This window comes from Streptomyces sp. NPDC006174, from assembly GCF_040614075.1.
GTDB lineage: Bacteria > Actinomycetota > Actinomycetes > Streptomycetales > Streptomycetaceae > Streptomyces.
In genome coordinates, this window is sequence record NZ_JBEXTJ010000006.1 from 179,517 (window position 1) to 198,307 (window position 18,791).

13 protein-coding genes are annotated in these 18,791 nt (G+C 70.9%); 6 read left to right on the top strand and 7 right to left on the bottom strand.

Annotation, left to right across the window (positions count from 1 at the left end):
* Nucleotides 1-24 precede the first annotated feature (24 nt).
* Both coaE and ABZ267_RS15520 read right to left on the bottom strand, forming a co-directional pair.
* A complete protein-coding gene (gene coaE, locus ABZ267_RS15515) occupies nucleotides 25-630 on the bottom strand; it encodes a dephospho-CoA kinase (protein ID WP_356748661.1) in 606 nt (201 codons plus the stop codon).
* A gap of 67 nt (nucleotides 631-697) precedes the next feature.
* The gene (locus ABZ267_RS15520; RefSeq protein ID WP_356748663.1) at nucleotides 698-1,636 is read right to left on the bottom strand and encodes a PAC2 family protein; all 939 of its coding nucleotides are present in this window, start codon (nucleotides 1,634-1,636) and stop codon (nucleotides 698-700) included.
* Nucleotides 1,637-1,904: 268 nt separating this feature from the next.
* On the opposite strand from ABZ267_RS15520, the gene ABZ267_RS15525 reads away from it, so the two are divergent.
* On the top strand, nucleotides 1,905-2,864 hold the full coding sequence (locus ABZ267_RS15525) for a right-handed parallel beta-helix repeat-containing protein (protein ID WP_356748665.1): 960 nt from the start codon (nucleotides 1,905-1,907) through the stop codon (nucleotides 2,862-2,864).
* A 104-nt stretch (nucleotides 2,865-2,968) separates the two neighbouring features.
* On the opposite strand, the gene rpsA is transcribed toward ABZ267_RS15525, so the two are convergent.
* Nucleotides 2,969-4,480 (bottom strand): 30S ribosomal protein S1, encoded by a 1,512-nt coding sequence (gene rpsA, locus ABZ267_RS15530; protein ID WP_018512105.1) that lies wholly within the window; start codon nucleotides 4,478-4,480, stop codon nucleotides 2,969-2,971.
* Between the two features lie 433 nt (nucleotides 4,481-4,913).
* Between rpsA and ABZ267_RS15535 the strand changes: the two genes are divergently transcribed.
* Together ABZ267_RS15535 and hrpB are read left to right on the top strand one after the other, a co-directional pair.
* The gene (locus tag ABZ267_RS15535) at nucleotides 4,914-5,744 is read left to right on the top strand and encodes a class I SAM-dependent methyltransferase (protein ID WP_356748667.1); all 831 of its coding nucleotides are present in this window, start codon (nucleotides 4,914-4,916) and stop codon (nucleotides 5,742-5,744) included.
* Between the two features lie 64 nt (nucleotides 5,745-5,808).
* Entirely contained in the window at nucleotides 5,809-8,310 is a 2,502-nt protein-coding gene (gene hrpB / locus ABZ267_RS15540) for an ATP-dependent helicase HrpB (protein WP_356748669.1), read from the top strand.
* Here hrpB and ABZ267_RS15545 read toward each other — a convergent pair.
* From ABZ267_RS15545 to ABZ267_RS15555, 3 genes are all read right to left on the bottom strand, one after another.
* Nucleotides 8,297-9,262, bottom strand: a complete 966-nt coding sequence (locus tag ABZ267_RS15545; protein ID WP_356748671.1) for a DUF3068 domain-containing protein — start codon at nucleotides 9,260-9,262, stop codon at nucleotides 8,297-8,299. The genes hrpB and ABZ267_RS15545 overlap by 14 nt on opposite strands.
* Nucleotides 9,263-9,290: 28 nt before the next feature.
* A complete protein-coding gene (locus tag ABZ267_RS15550; RefSeq protein ID WP_356748673.1) occupies nucleotides 9,291-9,428 on the bottom strand; it encodes an SPW_0924 family protein in 138 nt (45 codons plus the stop codon).
* A 161-nt stretch (nucleotides 9,429-9,589) separates the two neighbouring features.
* Nucleotides 9,590-11,344, bottom strand: a complete 1,755-nt coding sequence (locus ABZ267_RS15555) for a lytic transglycosylase domain-containing protein (RefSeq protein ID WP_356748675.1) — start codon at nucleotides 11,342-11,344, stop codon at nucleotides 9,590-9,592.
* A 200-nt stretch (nucleotides 11,345-11,544) separates the two neighbouring features.
* Here ABZ267_RS15555 and ABZ267_RS15560 point away from each other — a divergent pair, with 200 nt between their 5' ends.
* Nucleotides 11,545-12,435, top strand: a complete 891-nt coding sequence (locus ABZ267_RS15560; RefSeq protein WP_356748677.1) for a DUF4184 family protein — start codon at nucleotides 11,545-11,547, stop codon at nucleotides 12,433-12,435.
* A 54-nt stretch (nucleotides 12,436-12,489) separates the two neighbouring features.
* On the opposite strand, the gene polA is transcribed toward ABZ267_RS15560, so the two are convergent.
* Nucleotides 12,490-15,201 (bottom strand): DNA polymerase I, encoded by a 2,712-nt coding sequence (gene polA / locus ABZ267_RS15565; RefSeq protein WP_356748679.1) that lies wholly within the window; start codon nucleotides 15,199-15,201, stop codon nucleotides 12,490-12,492.
* A gap of 119 nt (nucleotides 15,202-15,320) precedes the next feature.
* Here polA and ABZ267_RS15570 point away from each other — a divergent pair, with 119 nt between their 5' ends.
* Together ABZ267_RS15570 and ABZ267_RS15575 are read left to right on the top strand one after the other, a co-directional pair.
* Nucleotides 15,321-17,603: an FdhF/YdeP family oxidoreductase gene (locus ABZ267_RS15570; protein ID WP_356748681.1), complete on the top strand. Its 2,283-nt coding sequence runs from the start codon at nucleotides 15,321-15,323 to the stop codon at nucleotides 17,601-17,603.
* An 89-nt stretch (nucleotides 17,604-17,692) separates the two neighbouring features.
* On the top strand, nucleotides 17,693-18,163 hold the full coding sequence (locus tag ABZ267_RS15575; protein ID WP_356748683.1) for a hotdog fold thioesterase: 471 nt from the start codon (nucleotides 17,693-17,695) through the stop codon (nucleotides 18,161-18,163).
* Nucleotides 18,164-18,791: the final 628 nt, after the last annotated feature.

The window sequence follows — 18,791 nt, forward strand, 5'->3', positions numbered from 1 at the left end:
GGAGCGCGTATTCCGGTACGGCGATCAGCGCGTGGCGGCGGCCCTGCGGAGCAGCTCTTCCCACACTCCGCGGACCTGCGGCTCCAGCGCCTCTATCGGCCCGTCGTTGTCCACGGTCAGATCGGCGACGGCGAGACGTTCCTCACGGGTCGCCTGGGCGGCCATCCGGGCGCGGGCGTCGGACTCGGTCATTCCGCGTACGTTCACCAGCCGGTCGAGCTGGGTCTCGGGCGAGGCGTCCACGACGACGACCAGGTCGTAGAAAGGTGCGAGACCGTTCTCCGCCAGCAGCGGTACGTCGTGGATGACGACGGCGTCCGCACCCGCATCGCGCTCCAGCTCGGCGGCGCGGGCGCCGACCAGAGGGTGGACGATCGCGTTGAGCGCGGCGCGGCGGTCCGGGTCGGCGAAGACGATTCGGCCGAGCGCCGGGCGGTCCAGCGTGCCGTCGGCCGCCAGGATGTCCGGCCCGAACTCCTCGACCACGGCCGCGAGCCCGGGGGTTCCGGGCTCGACGACCTCGCGCGAGATCCGGTCGGAGTCGATCAGGACGGCACCGTACTCGACGAGTCGCCGCGACACTTCGCTCTTGCCGGCGCCGATCCCGCCGGTCAGGCCCACTTTCAGCATGGCCCGCAGCCTACGGGCCCGGCCGCAGCGCCCGACCGCCACCCTCCCCCTCGGCGGCCCCGGCAGCTCAGCCGTCGCCCTCCCGCTCCGCGAGGAAGCGCTCGAACTCGCGGCCGATCTCGTCGGCGGACGGCAGGTCGACCGGTTCGGCGACCAGGTTGCCGCGCGTCTCGGAGCCGGCGACCGCGTCGTACTGGTGCTCGAGGCCTTCGACGAGCGAGACCAGCTCCTCGTCGCCTTGGCCGATCTGCCGGTCGATCTCGGTCTGCGTGCGGTGCGCCTCGGTGCGCAGGGAGTGCGCGAGGGCGGGCAGGACCAGGCCGGTCGCGGCGGTGATGGCCTCCAGCGCGGTCAGGGCCGCGTCCGGGTAGGCGGAGCGGGCCACGTAGTGCGGGACGTGCGTGGCGACCCCGAGGACGTCGTGGCCGGACTCCATCAGCCGGTACTCCACGAGGGACTCCGCCGAACCCGGGACCTGCGCCTCGTCGAAGGGGCTGCGGTGGCCCGGCATCAGGTCGGTGCGGTTGCCGTGCGGCGTGATGCCGACGGGCCGGGTGTGCGGAACGCCCATGGGGATGCCGTGGAAGTTGACCGTGAGGCGGACGCCGAGGCGCTCGACGATCTGCTCGACGGCGGCGGCGAACCTCTCCCACTCCACGTCCGGCTCCGGGCCCGACAGCAGCAGGAAAGGCGCTCCGGTGGCGTCCTGGACGACCCGGACCTCCAGGGTCGGGGCCTCGAAGGAGGTCCAGCGGTCGCGCCGGAAGGTCAGCAGGGGCCGGCGTGCGCGGTAGTCGACGAGCCGGTCGTGGTCGAAGCGGGCCACGACCTGGTGGGGCAGCGTTTCGAGCAGGCCCTCGACGATCTGCTCGCCGGTCTCGCCCGCGTCGATGTATCCGTCGAAGTGGTAGAGCATGACCAGGCCGGCCGACTCCTGGGCCAGCGCCATGTCGACGACGGCCAGGCCCTTCGGCTCCCATTCGTACAAACTCTGCGGATCAGGCACGGTTACCGCTCCTCCTCGTGTTCCTTGGGAAGAACGCGGCCGGCCGCATGAGCATTCCCCGCGACCGCACTTTCCGGCAACGGAGCTTCACGGCGCGTCAGTTGCCGGTCCGGGTCGGGAAGTTATTGGTCCAGACCTTGACGGGTCCGACCGCCGTCCCTACCGTCACTGGGCGACACGTTCAGAGACGCGTTCCTCATTCACGTACAGGAATGTGCAGGAATGTACGAGGACGCCCTGAACCCCTCCGACGGGAAGGCCTCCCCCCATGCGCCCCCGCGCTCCCCTCACCGCCCTGCTCACCGCCGTCCTCGCCACCGGCGGCCTGGTCCTGACCGGCGCCGGGCCCGCGCACGCGGCCGTCATCGACGTGTCCACCGCGGCCCAGCTGAAGTCGGCGCTCACCACCGTCTCTCCCGGCGACACGATCCGGCTCGCCGACGGCACGTACACCGGGAACTTCAAGGCCACCCGGCCCGGCACCTCCGGCGCCCGGATCATCCTCACCGGCTCCAGCAGGGCCGTCCTGACGGCGGGCGGCGGCAACGGACTGCACCTGAACGGCGCCTCGTACTGGACGGTCCACGGGGTCACGATCAAGGGCGGTCAGAAAGGGATCATGGCCGACGCGGCGAACGGCGTCGTCATCGACTCGGTGACCGTCCACGACCTCGACATGGAGGGCGTCCACTTCCGCAAGTCCAGCCGCGACGGCGTACTGAAGAACTCCCGCATCTACGACACCGGGAAGAACGGCCGCGGCATGGGCGAGGGCGTCTACGTCGGCACGGCGAACGACCTCTCCGACCGCAGCGACAACGCGCAGATCCTCAACAACACCATCGGGCCCGGCGTCGGCGGCGAGAACGTCGACATCAAGGAAGGCACCACCGGCGCCCGGATCATCGGCAACACCTTCGACGGCAGCGGGCTCACCGGCGCCAACTACGACGACTCCTGGGTCGACGTGAAGGGCAACAACGTCCTGGTGGAAGGCAACCGGGGTATGCGTACGACCAACAACGGCTACGAGACCCACACCCAGCAGAGCGGCTGGGGCTGCGGCACCGTCTTCCGGAACAACACCGCGAACCTGTCCGGCGCCACCGGCGACCGGCAACTCGCCATCAACGTCACCAACAACAGCGCCACCTGCCGTACCGCGGTCCACGCGAGCAACACCGTCACCGGCGGCAAGGGCCTCACCAACATCACCGTCACGCCCTGACCGGCCTCCGCATACGCGAGTGAGGCCCGTCCCCCTAAGGGAACGGGCCTCACTTACCGCTCTACAGCTTTACCGCAGCCGATGAGCCGTCGGGATCCGGAGCGTCAGCTCTGGCCGCCCGCCAGCTTCTCGCGCAGGGCGGCGAGGGCCTCGTCCGACGCCAGGGCGCCGGAGTTGTCCGCCGACTCCGAGGAGTACGAACCGCCACCGGAGCCACCCGAGGCGGCCGGAGCGGCGCCGGCCGGGGCGGCAGCACCCTCGGCAGCGGCGGCCTCGTCGGCCTCGCGGGACTTGATGACCTGGGCCTGGTGCTGCTCGAAGCGCTGCTGCGCCTCGGCGTACTGCGTCTCCCAGACCTCGCGCTGTGCCTCGAAGCCCTCGAGCCAGTCGTTGGTCTCGGGGTCGAAGCCCTCGGGGTAGATGTAGTTGCCCTGGTCGTCGTAGGACGCGGCCATGCCGTACAGGGTCGGGTCGAACTCGACCGAGGCCGGGTCGCCACCGAAGGACTCGTTGGCCTGCTTCAGCGAGAGGCTGATGCGACGGCGCTCGAGGTCGATGTCGATGACCTTGACGAAGATCTCGTCGTTGACCTGGACGACCTGCTCCGGGATCTCCACGTGGCGCTCGGCCAGCTCGGAGATGTGGACCAGGCCCTCGATGCCCTCGTCGACACGGACGAACGCACCGAACGGAACGAGCTTCGTGACCTTACCCGGGACGACCTGACCGATCTGGTGCGTCCGGGCGAACTGCTGCCACGGGTCTTCCTGCGTCGCCTTGAGCGACAGGGAGACGCGCTCGCGGTCCATGTCGACGTCGAGAACCTCGACGGTGACTTCCTGGCCGACCTCGACAACCTCGGAGGGGTGGTCGATGTGCTTCCAGGAGAGCTCGGAGACGTGCACGAGACCGTCGACGCCACCCAGGTCCACGAAGGCACCGAAGTTGACGATCGAGGAGACGACGCCGGAGCGGACCTGACCCTTCTGGAGGGTCGTGAGGAACGTCTGGCGCACCTCGGACTGGGTCTGCTCGAGCCAGGCACGGCGGGACAGGACCACGTTGTTGCGGTTCTTGTCCAGCTCGATGATCTTCGCCTCGAGCTCCTTGCCCACGTAGGGCTGGAGGTCGCGGACACGACGCATCTCGACGAGCGACGCCGGGAGGAAGCCGCGGAGGCCGATGTCGAGGATGAGACCACCCTTGACGACCTCGATGACGGTACCGGTGACGATGCCGTCCTCTTCCTTGATCTTCTCGATGGTGCCCCAGGCACGCTCGTACTGAGCGCGCTTCTTCGAGAGGATCAGGCGGCCTTCCTTGTCCTCCTTCTGGAGAACCAGGGCCTCGATCTCGTCGCCGACCTTGACGACCTCGTTCGGGTCGACGTCGTGCTTGATCGAGAGCTCGCGGCTCGGGATGACACCTTCGGTCTTGTAACCGATGTCGAGGAGAACCTCGTCCCGGTCAACCTTGACGATGACACCGTCAACGATGTCGCCGTCGTTGAAGTACTTGATCGTCTCGTCGATCGCCGCGAGGAACGCGTCCGCGTCGCCGATGTCGTTGACCGCAACCTGCGGAGTGGTGGCGGTGGTCTCGGTGCTGCTCGTCATGTGGGAAAGGGCTCCGGTACGGACAGAGAGTCGTAGGTACTGCTACGCCGAAAGCCCGTATCGCCTCTGCAGAAGCCGGACAGCCTGGAAGGCGCGCAATCCGTTTCCGGAGAGGCGCCTCGACAACCGAGGGGACATGCAACAGACGCGAGCGCGGCCTGCTAGGTCTGAGGCGCGCAGGCTCGCAGCGCAACTTGTAGCATACGGGGGCAGCCGGACAGGGTCAATGCGCGCAGGCGCGGACCGAGGGACACCACGGCTCCATGTCGGCCCTGTACCGGAGCAACTCCTGTTCTCCGAGGCGCGTTCGGGCCGATCGACCCGTACACAATACGGCAGTGCGGCAAGGCGTCGCGCACACGTGTCCGACCCGGTACCACCTCCGGTCCGTACCGCGTGCGGCGAGTGAAGGCAAACTACAACGACGGGCACGATGAGCCAAGAGATCCACGGGACCTCCACAGAGGGACCCGCAGAACCCGAAGCGACCCGCCGGACGGCGGACGAGGCCGAGAGCAGCCGGGCCAGCCGCGGCTGGTGGGACCGGAACGCCGACGAGTACCAGATGGATCACGGCGGCTTCCTCGGTGACGACCGCTTCGTCTGGGGCCCGGAAGGGCTCGACGAGGCGGAGGCCGGCCTGCTGGGGCCCGTCGCCTCCCTCAAAGGGCTCGACGTCCTGGAGATCGGTGCCGGAGCCGCACAGTGCTCGCGCTGGCTGGCCGCGCAGGGCGCCCGCCCGGTGGCGCTCGACCTCTCCCACCGCCAGCTCCAGCACGCGCTGCGCATCGGCGAGGACATCCCGCTCGTCGAGGCGGACGCGGGCCGGCTGCCGTTCCGGGACGCCTCCTTCGGCCTGGCCTGTTCCGCGTACGGGGCGGTGCCCTTCGTCGCCGACCCGGTACAGGTCTTCCGCGAGGTGCACCGGGTGCTGCGGCCCGGCGGGCGCTGGATCTTCTCCGTGACGCACCCGATCCGCTGGGCGTTCCCGGACGAGCCGGGGCCCGAGGGCCTCTCCGTCGCGGCCTCCTACTTCGACCGTGTCCCCTATGTCGAGCAGGACGAGCAGGGCGACGCCGTCTATGTGGAACACCACCGCACACTCGGCGACCGGGTACGGGACGTGGTGGCGGGCGGGTTCCGGCTGCTCGACCTCGTCGAACCGGAATGGCCCGAGTGGAACGACCAGGAGTGGGGCGGCTGGTCCCCGCTGCGCGGCAACCTGATCCCGGGGACGGCGATCTTCGTGTGCGAGCGGGACTGAGGTTCTTCGTGTGCGGGCGGGACTGACGTCTCCCCCAGGGACTATCGCGTACGACACTGGGACCGTGATCCGCACCGAAGCCCTGGACCGCCTCCCCGTCCGCACCGCCGTCCCCGCCCTGGAGCGCGCGCTCGACGCGCGAGGCGTCGCCGTCCTCTGCGCCCCGCCCGGCACCGGCAAGACGACCCTCGTGCCGCTGGTCCTGGCCGGGCTGACCGGGGCAGGACCGGTGCGCCGGGTCGTGGTTGCCGAGCCGCGCCGGATCGCCGCGCGGGCGGCGGCGCGGCGGATGGCGTGGCTGCTGGGCGAGCGGCCGGGCGGACGGATCGGCTTCACGGTGCGCGGCGAGCGCGTGGTGGGCCCGCAGACGGTGGTGGAGGTGGTGACCACCGGGGTGCTGCTCCAGCGGCTCCAGCGGGACCAGGAGCTGGCCGGGGTCGACGTGGTGATCATCGACGAGTGCCATGAGCGCCATCTGGACGCCGACACGGTGGCCGCCTTCCTCTTGGACGTACGGGAGGCGATCCGGCCCGATCTGCGGCTGGTGGCGGCTTCCGCGACGACGGACGCGGAAGGGTGGGCCCGGCTGCTGGGCGATGCGCCGGTCGTCGAGGCCGAGGGGGTCTCGTATCCGGTGGAGGTGGTCTGGGCGCCGACCGCGCGGCCGGTGAAGCCTCCGCACGGGATGCACGTGGAACCGGCGCTGTTGACGCATGTGGCCGCGACCGTACGGCGGGCCCTCGCGGAGCGGGACGGGGACGTGCTCTGCTTCCTGCCCGGTGTCGGAGAGATCGCGCGGGTGGCCAGGCAGCTCGCCGGGGTCGGTGCCGAGGTGCTCCAGGTGCACGGGCGCGCGCCGGCCGCCGTGCAGGACGCGGTGCTGGCCGGATCGTCCGGCGTACGGCGGGTGGTGCTGGCGACCTCGGTGGCGGAGTCGTCGCTGACGGTGCCGGGTGTGCGGGTCGTCGTCGACTCGGGCCTGGCCCGGGAGCCGCGTACCGACCATGCCCGGGGCCTGAGCGCGCTGACCACCGTACGGGCCTCGCAGGCGGCCGGCCGGCAGCGTGCGGGCCGGGCCGGGCGGGAGGCGGCCGGTGCGGTGTACCGGTGCTGGGAGCAGGCCGAGGACGGGCGGCTCGCGCGCTTCCCGGCGCCGGAGATCAAGGTGGCCGACCTCGCGGCGTTCGCGCTCCAGGTGGCGTGCTGGGGCGACCCGGACGCCTCCTCGCTCGCGCTGCTGGACCCGCCGCCCGCCGGAGCCATGGCCGCCGCCCGCGAGGTGCTGGAGGCGATCGGCGCGGTCGATGCGACGGGCCGGGTCACCGAGCGCGGTGTACGGATGTCCCGCCTCGGGCTGCATCCCCGGCTGGCGCGGGCGTTGCTGGACGGCGCCTCGGAGGCCGGTGCGCGGCGGGCCGCGGAGGTGGTGGCGCTGCTGAGCGAGGAGCCGCCGAGGGAGTACGGGGACGATCTGGCGGCGGCGCTGCGGACGGCCCGCCGGGGCCAGGACGGGTACGCGGCGCGGTGGAAGCAGGAGGTGCGGCGGCTGTCGGCCCAGGTGAGCGGCTCCGGCACCGATGAACAGCGCTCCGATGACGCCGTCGTCGGGCTCGTCGCCGCGCTGGCCTTTCCGGAGCGGGTGGCGCGGGCGCGAGGCGACGGGGCCTTCCTCATGGTGTCGGGTACGGGCGCGGAGCTGCGGGAGACCTCACGGCTGCGCAGCGCGGCCTGGCTGGCCGTCGCCGTCGCGGACCGGCCCTCTCATGCGGCCTCGGCCCGGGTGCGGCTGGCGGCGGTGGTCGACCAGGAGACCGCGCTGCTGGCCGCCGGGCATCTGCGGGTGCGCGGCGAGGAGGTGCGCTGGGTCGACGGTGAGGTGGTGGCCCGGTCGGTGGACCGGGTCGGAGCGGTGGAGCTGGCGGTGCGGCCGTTGAAGCAGCCGGATCCGGAGCTGGTGCGCGGGGCCCTGGTGGAGGGGCTGCGGCGGGAAGGGCTCGGGTTGCTGCGGTGGAGCCGGGACAGTGAGCAGCTGCGGCTGCGGCTGGCGTTCCTGCACCGGGTGGTGGGCGCGCCGTGGCCGGACGTGTCGGACGAGGCGCTGCTGGCGGAGCCGGGTGCCTGGCTGGAGCCGGAGCTGTCGCGGGCCCGGCGCCGCTTTGACCTGGGACGGATCGACGCGGGCCAGGCGCTGCGCCGGCTGCTGCCGTGGGCGACGGGCGAGGCGGTGCGCCTGGACGAGCTGGCGCCGGAGCGGATCGGGGTGCCGAGCGGCTCCCGTATCCGCGTCGAGTACGGCGGCGAGCAGCCCGTACTCGCGGTCAAGCTCCAGGAGTTGTTCGGGCTGGCCGAGACGCCACGGGTGGCCGGCGTGCCGGTCCTGGTCCACCTCCTCTCCCCCGCAGGCCGTCCCGCCGCCGTCACCGCCGACCTGGCGTCGTTCTGGCGGGACGGCTACAAGGCGGTACGGGCGGAGCTGCGCGGCCGCTACCCGAAGCATCCGTGGCCGGAGGACCCCGCGACCGTACAGGCGACGCGGTACACCTCCGCACGCCTCAAGCGGTCGTAGCACCCTCCGGCCGCCTTGACCGCGCCTCCAGCCACAGCGCGAGCGCGAGCAGCCCGATGCCGAGGCCGAGGAAGCCCCACGGCAGATACGAGGTGAGGAGGAGGACCAGGACGCGCTGGGACTTCACCAGCTCGACGGTGTCCACGATGTAGTCCTCGCGCATCTTCACATGGCCGGAGAACGCGGTGACGGTGTCCTCGGACATGCCCATCTTCTTCGCGTTCCGCAGCTCCTCCTCGTGGATCTCCTCGCCGTTGACCGGCGCTCCGGTGACCGGCTCGACCCAGAACATGCGCTTGGTGGTGTACCAGCGGGTGATGCCGGTCTGTGCGATCTGCTCGGCGGTGACGCCTTCGATGGGCATCTTCTTCGGCATCGGGACCTTGGTCCACGGGATGGTCTGCTCGAAGTGGTAGACCTCCAGGCCACGGAAGGTGCGGGTGCCCTGGTAGTGGATGGGCGCGGTGGTACGGGACTGCGCGTCGAAGTACTCGTAGTCCCGCTTCTCGGTGAGGAAGGGCCACTTGAACTCGATGCCGGTGCGGCGGACCGGGTCGCCGTCGACCATCTCACCGGTGGCGTTGACCGGGGCCTGGGTGTGGGCGTCGAAGATGTAGCGCTCGGGTATCTCGGAGACCATTTCGCCGTCGGGGCCCTCGATGTAGGAGAGCGCGTCCCAGACGACGACGTCCCGTCCGGCGCTGCGCTCGATCTTCTCGGACTCCTCCACGTTGCCTCTGAGCGTCTGGACGACGGTGACCTTCTCGACCTCCTTCGCCTTGAGCGTCGTGTAGTCGAGAAGGGTCGCGGGCTTCGCCTCCAGCACGACCTCCTGGTACTGGTTCGGCGGCACCTTGGCCAGGCGAGGAAAGGCGTACCAGCGCAGCAGCGGTGACAGGGCGGTGAAGAAGACGGCGAAGGCCAGGAGTACGAGACCGGCTCGGCGGCGCATGGTGGTGGTGACCTCTCCCTCTGCGGTACTACCTCTTGGGGCCCGGGACCGTGGTGAGCAGGGGTTTCGGCGAGGTCTCACCGGGCGGCGAGCCGACGGCGGAGAGGGTGAACACGAGCGCGAAGGCTGCGGCCAGCCCGATGGCGGCGGCGACGAGGGCACGCATGCTCGACCTCCCGGAACGGTACGTCGGCGATCTGATGGTTCGTCAGGGATGAGGCACCGTAGCAACCGGGGCGTGAGATGAGAACAGCGCGGACAGCCCCCGCGCCGGGTGGGCGCGGGGGCTGTCGGTGGGAGCGGTGAGATCTGTGGGAGCGGCCTGGGTCAGGCTGCGGGGGTTTCGGTCTCCTCCGGCGCCGTCTCCTCCGGGGCCTGGACGGTCAGCTCGATGACGACCGAGCCGCCGCCTTCGGTGGTGAGCCGCAGCTTGTACGTGCCCGGGTTCTCGTCGGCGAAGATCTCCGGGAGCTGGAGCAGGCCGTCGGCGTCCGTGGTGAGCTCCAGGGTCCGCAGCGGCTTTCCGGCCGCGTCCTTGAAGTACGGGCCCTTGTCGTTGTCGATGAGCCCGAGGCTGTCCTTGACCATGCTGGCGGTGACGGCCACTCCGGCCGCGGCGGCGCCCTTGTGCGTGGCCTTGACGGTGACGGCGTCGGCGAACTTCTGGCCGGGCGCGGCGACGAGCGCCTCCTCACCGACCCGGACGATCGTGTCGGCCTGGCGGGCGGTGACGCTCGCCGCGTATGTCAGGGCACGCGGCCGGGTGGTGCCGGCCGTGGCGGTGACGGTGAACTCGCCGGTCTTCTCGCCCGCCTTGAGCGCGGGTGCGGTGGCGGTGCCGTCGGCCTTGGTGACGACCGTGACCGTCTTCCTGCCGCCGTCGAAGAGCGTGCCGGTGGTCCCGGTGACGGTGAAGGTGACGGGCACCTTGGCCATCGTCGCGCCGAGGGCGTTGCGGGCGCGGACGGAGAGCCGCTGCTCGAACGTGGAGCCGGCGGTGGCGCGGAGGGGTCCGGTGCCCGCGTTCTCCAGGGAGCCGAAGGTCTCGGCCGGGGACGGGGACGGGGACGGGCTCGGCGGCGGTGTCGGCTTCGGCGGCGTGGTGGGCGGCGTCGGCGTCGGGCTGGTGGAGCCGCCGCCGGGCTTCGTGGGGCCCGGGCTCGGGTTCGTACCACCGGGCGTGGACGGGGACGGGGAGGGCGTCGGGCTCGTCGTCCCGACGGGAACGGGGCTCGGGCTCGGCGTCGGGGTGCTGGGCGCGGTGGGGAGGACGCCGCTGCCGTCGGGTACCTCGTGCGTGCCGCGCTGGTAGTACGCGAACCAGGACCGGACCGTACGCAGGTACTCCGTCGACTGGTTGTAGCTCAGCACCGCCCGGTCGAGGTCGGCGGCGACGGCGAGGTTCCGGCCGCCCGCGCAGAGGTAGCGGCCGGCGGCGAGCGCCGCGTCGTAGATGTTGTTGGGGTCCTTGCGTCCGTCACCGTTCGCGTCCTGGCCCCAGGTGGCCCAGGTGGACGGGATGAACTGCATCGGGCCGACCGCGCGGTCGTGGACGGCGTCGCCGTCGTACGCACCGCCGTCGGTGTCCTTGATGAGCGCGAAGCCCTGGCCGTTGAGGGCCGGGCCGAGGATCGGGGTCGGGGTGGTGCCGTTCGCGTCGACCTGGCCGCCGCGGGCCTGGCCTGACTCGACCTTGCCGATCGCGGCGAGGAGCTGCCAGGGCAGCCGGCAGGCCGGGTCGGTGGTCGTGACGGTCCGCTCGGCCTGCTGGTACGCGGCCAGAATCGAGGCCGGAATGCCTGCCTCCGCGCTACCGGTGGCGGCCGGGAGATTACTGGACGAACCGGGCCGATTGGGTGTGACGAGAGGGGGAAGGTCGGTGTAGTACGGCGAGTTGCCGGTGGCGGCGCCGTCCTCCGGGCCGCCCGACTCACCGCCGGCGGTCTGCTGGTCGCCGCCCATGGACCCGTCGGCCAGCGGGGCCGCGGGCGCCTGGGACGCCGCGAGCGCCGCCACGGCGGCCGCCGCCACCGCGGTCGTCGTGGCCCCCTTGCGCAGCCGTCGGCGAATGTGCGCTGCCATACGTTCCGGTCCCTCCCCCTCGAAGGCTGATCGCGCTCCCCAGCGCCAGACTCAAGCGACCCTACGGCACCATGTGGCGCCCGAGCACCGCACCCTGACCGCTTCTTACGGTTTTTTCACGTTCCGCCACACACGGTGTCCGGGAGGGCAACGGAGGCTGCCCCGGCAGGCGGTTCCGACGCTCCCGCATACTTGCCGCCATGCCGTTCACCCTCAGCCATGCCGCCGCCGTGCTCCCGGTAATCCGCCGGAACGGGACCGCCCGCGGGCGGCTGTACCCCTCGGCGTTGATCGCCGGTTCGTTCGCGCCCGATATCACCTACTTCGCGGACACCGTGATCCCCGGGGCCATGAGGTTCGGCGACTTCACACACACCTTTCTCGGCGTCGTCACGGTGAACGTGCTGATCGCCGCCGTGCTGGTGGCGGTCTGGGCGGCGCTGCGCGAGCCGATGGTGGCGCTGCTTCCGGTACGCGTACGAGGCCGCGTGCACACTCTGGTACGCGGACAGCGGTGGAACCGGCGGACGTTTCGGCCCGCCGCCTGGATGTGGTTCGTGCGGTCGGCCGCACTGGGCGCGGCCACGCATGTGGTGTGGGACGCGTTCACGCATCACAGCCGGTGGGGCACGGAGTTGCTGCCGTTCCTGAACCGGAGCGTCGGCGGCTTCCCGCTCTACCAGTTCGCGCAGTACGGCAGTTCGGCCCTGGCGCTGGTGGTGCTCGGCTGGTTCGTGCTCACCGCGCTGCGGCGCACGGTCGCGACACCGGTGCCGGAGGCGCTGCCGGAGCTCGGCCGTGGCGAGCGGTGGGGTGCGCTCGGGCTGCTCGCCGGCTGCATGGTGGCCGGGATCGTCCACCGGTGCGTGCGCTTCTACGCCCACTTCGGGCGCATCGAGAACCCGCTCGACATCATCCCGACCGCCTGCTTCGGTGCCGGCGCGGGGCTGGCGTGCGGACTGCTGCTGTACGGGGTGTGGATGCGGCTGCTGCGCGGGCGCCGACGGCCGGCGGAGAGCCTGGAAGCCGTAACCGTACCGTCCCTGGCGGACGGATCCCGTACGGAGGAGTCCGCCGCCGACCGGGCGTAGCGGGACGCCGAAGGGCCCGGAACCGCGTCCCGGTTCCGGGCCCTTCTTCGTCGGTCAGTGTGCCGCCGACTCCCAGTCCTTGCCGACGCCGACCGAGACGTCCAGCGGGGCGCGCAGCTCGACCGCGCCCGCCATCTCGCGGCGCAGGATCTCCTCCACCTGCTTCCGCTCGCCCTTGGCGATCTCCAGCACGATTTCGTCGTGGACCTGGAGCAGCATCCGCGAGGTCAGCTCCGCCTCCCGCAGCGCCTTGTCCACCCGGAGCATCGCCACCTTCACGATGTCCGCCGCCGTGCCCTGGATCGGGGCGTTGAGCGCCATCCGCTCGGCGGCCTCGCGGCGCTGGCGGTTGTCGCTGTTGAGGTCGGGGAGGTAGCGGCGGCGGCCGAGGATCGTCTCCGTGTAGCCGGTGGCCCGCGCCTCCTCGACGACCCGGTGGAGATAGTCCCGTACGCCGCCGAACCGCTCGAAGTAGGTGTCCATCAGCACCCGCGCCTCGGCCGGGTCGATGTTCAGCTGCTGGGAGAGGCCGAACGCGGAGAGGCCGTAGGCCAGTCCGTACGACATGGCCTTGATCTTGCGGCGCATCTCCGGGTCGACGGCGTCCTTCTCCACGCCGAAGACCTGCGAGGCGACCGTGGTGTGGAGGTCCTCGCCGGAGGTGAACGCCTCGATGAGACCGGCGTCCTCGGAGAGGTGCGCCATGACCCGGAGCTCGATCTGGCTGTAGTCCGCCGTCATGAGCGTCTCGAAGCCCTCGCCGACGACGAAGCCGCGGCGGATGGCGCGGCCCTCGTCGGTGCGGACCGGGATGTTCTGCAGGTTGGGGTCGGTGGAGGAGAGGCGGCCGGTCGCCGCGACCGTCTGGTTGAACGTGGTGTGGATGCGGCCGTCGGCGGCGATCGTCTTGATCAGGCCCTCGACCGTGACCCGGAGCTTGGCCTGCTCGCGGTGGCGCAGCATGAGGACCGGCAGCTCGTGCTCGGTCTGCGCGGCCAGCCAGGCCAGCGCGTCCGCGTCCGTGGTGTATCCGGTCTTGGTCTTCTTCGTCTTCGGCAGGCCCAGCTCGCCGAAGAGGATCTCCTGGAGCTGCTTGGGCGAACCGAGGTTGAACTCGCGGCCCACCGCCGCGTGCGCCTCCTTCACCGCCTGCTGCACGGTCCCGGCGAACTGCTGCTCCATGGACTCCAGATGGGCCCGGTCCGCCGCGATGCCGTGGCGCTCCAGGCGGGCCAGGAGGATCGAGGTCGGCAGCTCCATGTCATGGAGCAGCTCGGTGGCGTTGACCTCCTTCAGCCGGGTCGTGAACGCCTCGCCGAGGTCCAGCACGGCACGGGCCTGCGCCATCAGCGCGTCCGCCTCGGCCCGGTCGTCCGCGCCGAAGGCCAGCTGCCCGTCGGAGGCGGCGGCCGGGGCCAGCTCGCGGCCCAGATACTCCACGGCCAGCGCGTCCAGCGCGAAGGAGCGGCGGCCCGGCTTCACCAGATACGCGGCGAGCGCGGTGTCCATGGTGACGCCTTCGAGCTGCCAGCCCATCTCCGGGAAGACCCGCATCACGTTCTTCGCGTTGTGCAGGACCTTCGTCCGCTGCGGGTCGGCGACCCAGGCGGCGAACGCCCGCTCGTCGGCCTCCTCCAGCTGCGCCGGGTCCAGCCAGGCGGCGGCCCCGTCGGCGGCGGCGAGCGCGACCTCGGTGACCGTACCGGCACCGAGCGACCAGGTGTCGACCGTCATCACGCCGAGCGGCTGCGCGCCGTGCGCCTCCAGCCACGGGCCGACCTCACCGGAGCCGAGGACGGCCCCGTCCAGCTCGATCCCGGCGGCGGGCGCGGGCGGCTCGGCCTCCGCGGCGCCCGGGTCGACGGCGAGGAGGCGCTCGCGCAGGCTCGGGTTGCGGATCTCCAGTATGTCCAGGATGCCGGTGACCGCCGAGCGGTCGTACGGAGCGCGCTCCAGCTCGGCCGGGGACTTCGGCAGCTCCACGTCCCGGACCATCTCGGTCAGGACCCGGTTCATCTTCACCGCGTCCAGGTGGTCCCGGAGGTTCTGCCCGGCCACGCCCTTGACCTCGTCGGCCCGCGCGATCAGCTCGTCGAACGTGCCGAACTGGTTGATCCACTTCGCGGCCGTCTTCTCACCGACCTTGGGGATGCTCGGAAGGTTGTCCGACGGGTCGCCGCGCAGGGCGGCGAAGTCCGGATACTGCCGCGGAGTGAGTCCGTACTTCTCGAAAACCTTCTCCGGAGTGAACCGGGTCAGCTCGGAGACGCCCTTGGTCGGGTACAGCACGGTCACGTTCTCCGTGATCAGCTGGAAGGAGTCCCGGTCGCCGGTGACGATCAGCACCTCGAACCCGGCCGCCTCGGCCTGGGTCGCCAGCGTCGCGATGACGTCGTCCGCCTCGAAGCCGTCCACCGCGAACCGGTCCGCGTGCATCGCGTCCAGCAGCTCGCCGATCAGCTCGACCTGGCCCTTGAACTCGTCGGGGGTCTTGGAGCGGTTCGCCTTGTACTCCGGGAACTCCTGGGCCCGCCAGGTCTTGCGGGACACGTCGAACGCGACCGCGAAGTGCGTAGGAGCCTCGTCACGCAGGGTGTTCGCCAGCATCGACATGAAGCCGTACACGGCGTTCGTCGGCTGCCCCACCGCCGTCGTGAAATTCTCCGCGGGCAGGGCGAAGAACGCCCGGTACGCCAGGGAGTGCCCGTCCATGAGGAGCAGGCGCGGTCGGTTGTCTGCCGTCTTCTTCGATGCCGTCTCAGCCACGCCCCCGATCCTGCCACGGCCCACTGACAATCCGGACCGGCACGGCCTTGCCCGACCGTGACAGGATCGATGGAGAGGACACACGACCGCCGAAGAAGCGCTCGAAGGGGAGCAGCATCATGGCCAGCAAGCCGCCGACCGGTGACCCGGTCCAGGACGCCCCGCAGGTCGAACCGGCACCGCACGCCGCCGCCGGACTGCCCGCCGTCGCCCACTCCCTGCGCATCGCGAGGCAGCAGATGGGCGTGCGCCGCACCGCGCAGACCCTCCTCAAGGTCAACCAGAAGGACGGCTTCGACTGTCCCGGCTGCGCCTGGCCCGAAGGCGACAAACGGCACACCGCCGAATTCTGCGAGAACGGCGCGAAGGCCGTCGCCGAGGAAGCCACGCTGCGCCGCGTCACGCCCGGCTTCTTCGCCGCGCACCCGGTCGCCGACCTCGCCGAACGCAGCGGTTACTGGCTCGGCCAGCAGGGCCGGATCACCGAGCCGGTGTACCTGCCCGAAGGCGCCGACCGGTACGAGGCGATCACCTGGGAGCGCGCCTTCGCGATCATCGCCGAGGAGCTGACCGCACTCGGCTCACCCGACGAGGCCCTCTTCTACACCTCCGGACGGACGAGCAACGAGGCCGCCTTCCTCCTCCAGCTCTTCGCCCGCGAGTTCGGCACCAACAACCTCCCCGACTGCTCCAACATGTGCCACGAGTCCTCCGGCTCGGCGCTCAACGAGACCATCGGCATCGGCAAGGGCAGCGTCTCCCTGGAGGACATCCACCAGGCCGACCTGATCATCGTCGCCGGACAGAACCCCGGCACCAACCATCCCCGGATGCTTTCGGCCCTGGAGAAGGCCAAGCGCGCGGGCGCGAAGATCATCTCGGTGAACCCGCTGCCCGAGGCCGGTATGGAGCGGTTCAAGAACCCGCAGACGCCGCACGGCATGCTCAAGGGCACGCCGCTCAACGACCTCTTCCTGCAGATCCGCATCGGCGGCGACCAGGCCCTCTTCCGCCTCCTCAACAAGCTGATCCTCGCCGCCGAAGGCGCCGTCGACACCGCGTTCGTCACCGAACACACCCACGGTTACGAGGAGTTCGCCGAAGCCGCCGAAGCCGCCGACTGGGACGAGACCCTGAGGGCCACCGGCCTCACCCGCGCCGAGATCGAGCAGGCCCTCGCCATGGTCCTCACCTCGGAGCGCACCATCGTCTGCTGGGCCATGGGCCTCACCCAGCACAAGCACTCCGTGCCCACCATCCGCGAAGTCGTCAACTTCCTCCTCCTGCGCGGCAACATCGGCCGCCCCGGCGCCGGCGTCTGCCCGGTGCGCGGCCACTCCAACGTCCAGGGCGACCGCACCATGGGCATCTTCGAACGGCCCGCACCGGCCTTCCTCGACGCCCTGGACCAGGAGTTCGGCATCACCTCGCCGCGCCACCACGGCTACGACGTGGTGCGCGCCATCCAGGCTCTGCGCGACGGCGAGGCGAAGGTCTTCTTCGCGATGGGCGGCAACTTCGTCGCGGCCACACCCGACACCGCCGTCACCGAGGCCGCGATGCGCCGCGCGCGCCTGACCGTCCACGTGTCGACCAAGCTCAACCGCTCACACGCCGTCACCGGCACCCGCGCGCTGATCCTGCCGACGCTCGGCCGCACCGACAAGGACGTCCAGGCGGGCGGCAAGCAGTTCGTCACCGTCGAGGACTCCATGGGCATGGTCCACGCCTCCCGAGGCAACCTCACGCCCGCGAGCCCCCACCTCCTCTCCGAGCCCGCCATCGTGGCCCGCCTCGCCCGCGCGGCCCTCGGCGCCAACTCCCGTACGCCGTGGGAGGAGTTCGAGCGCGACTACGCCACCATCCGCGACCGCATCTCACGCGTCGTCGCCGGCTTCGAGGACTTCAACACCCGCATCGCCCATCCCGGCGGCTTCACCCTCCCTCACGCCCCCCGGGACGAACGCCGCTTCCCCACCGCCACCGGCCGCGCCAACTTCACCGCCGCGCCCGTCGAGTTCCCCGAACTCCCCGAAGGCAGGCTCCTGTTGCAGACCCTGCGCTCGCACGACCAGTACAACACCACCATCTACGGCCTGAACGACCGCTACCGCGGCATCAGAGGCGGCCGCCGCATCGTCATGGTCAACCCCGACGACGCCGCCGCGCTCGGCCTCACCGACGGCTCCTACACCGACCTCGTCAGCGAGTGGAAGGACGGCGTCGAGCGCCGCGCGAAAGGCTTCCGCGTCGTCCACTACCCCACCGCCCGAGGCTGCGCCGCCGCCTACTACCCGGAGACCAACGTCCTGGTCCCGCTGGACTCCACCGCCGACACCAGCAACACCCCGGCCAGCAAGTCCGTCGTCATCCGCTTCGAGAGCACCGAGGCCACCGACTGAAAACCGCCACTCCCTAAGCGTTCGCTCAGCCGTCTGGTAAGAACAGTGCACACAGCAATGAACCAGCGCAGACGATCGGAGCCGGACCCATGGGCGAGCACACCGCACCCCTCTTCCCCAAGGAAGTCATCGACGAGTACGCGGCACTCGGCATCGACCTGCCCGCCCTCTTCTCCGCCGGCCACCTCGGCGAGCGCATGGGCGTGACCATCGTCGAGGCCGCCGCCGACCGCGTCGTCGGCACCATGCCCGTCGAAGGCAACACCCAGCCCTACGGCCTCCTGCACGGCGGCGCCTCCGCCGTCCTCGCCGAGACCCTCGGCTCCATCGGTTCCATGCTCCACGGCGGCGCGAACAAGATCGCCGTCGGCGTCGACCTCAACTGCACCCACCACCGCGGCGCGCGCAGCGGCCTCGTCACCGGCGTCGCCACCCCCGTACACCGGGGGCGCTCGACCGCCACGTACGAGATCGTCATCACCGACGAACAGGACAAGCGGGTCTGCACCGCCCGCCTCACCTGCCTCCTCCGCGACGCCCCCCACACCGACGCCGGCTGACCCAGCTCCTCAGAAGCACGCCGCGTCACCCCGTACCACCGCCGCAAGAACCCCACTGCCCGGCCGGAATCGCCCCCGCATTCCGGCCGGGCAGCGCCATATCCCCACCAATCCCAACGGCGTTGATCACCACCCTCGGTCAACACCCTTGACGGCGAACGACGTTCCATGAGCCACTCAGCAGCCACATTGGCCTCAGTGAACTCGAACGCACCTTCGCCGTTGTAACACTGCGTAACAAGTGCGAAATGTGAAAACCAGTCGCCCACCCCGGCCCGGGGCCCCGGGGCACTCCGGCACGCCCGATGCCGCCCCCGCCCCGCGTCAGCACCAAGATCACCCCAAGCCCCTTAGCAGAGCTGCGCGTTCTCAGCATGTGGTCATTCCGCACTCCGTGCCAAAGCCACACATCCACACCCAGGAACCTCAAGCCTTGCTCAACGGCATAACAAGAGCGTCACATCCGTCGCCGACCCGTCCCGGACGCCCCCAGCTGCGCTTAGAGTCACCGCCAGTCACCGCGCCGCCGGGCACGTCTGCCGCACAGCCCCTCGCACCACCCCAGCACGGCCCGGCGACCGACACGGCACCTCAAGCAGAGGAGGCCGCGCCAGGGAAAGGACTTTTC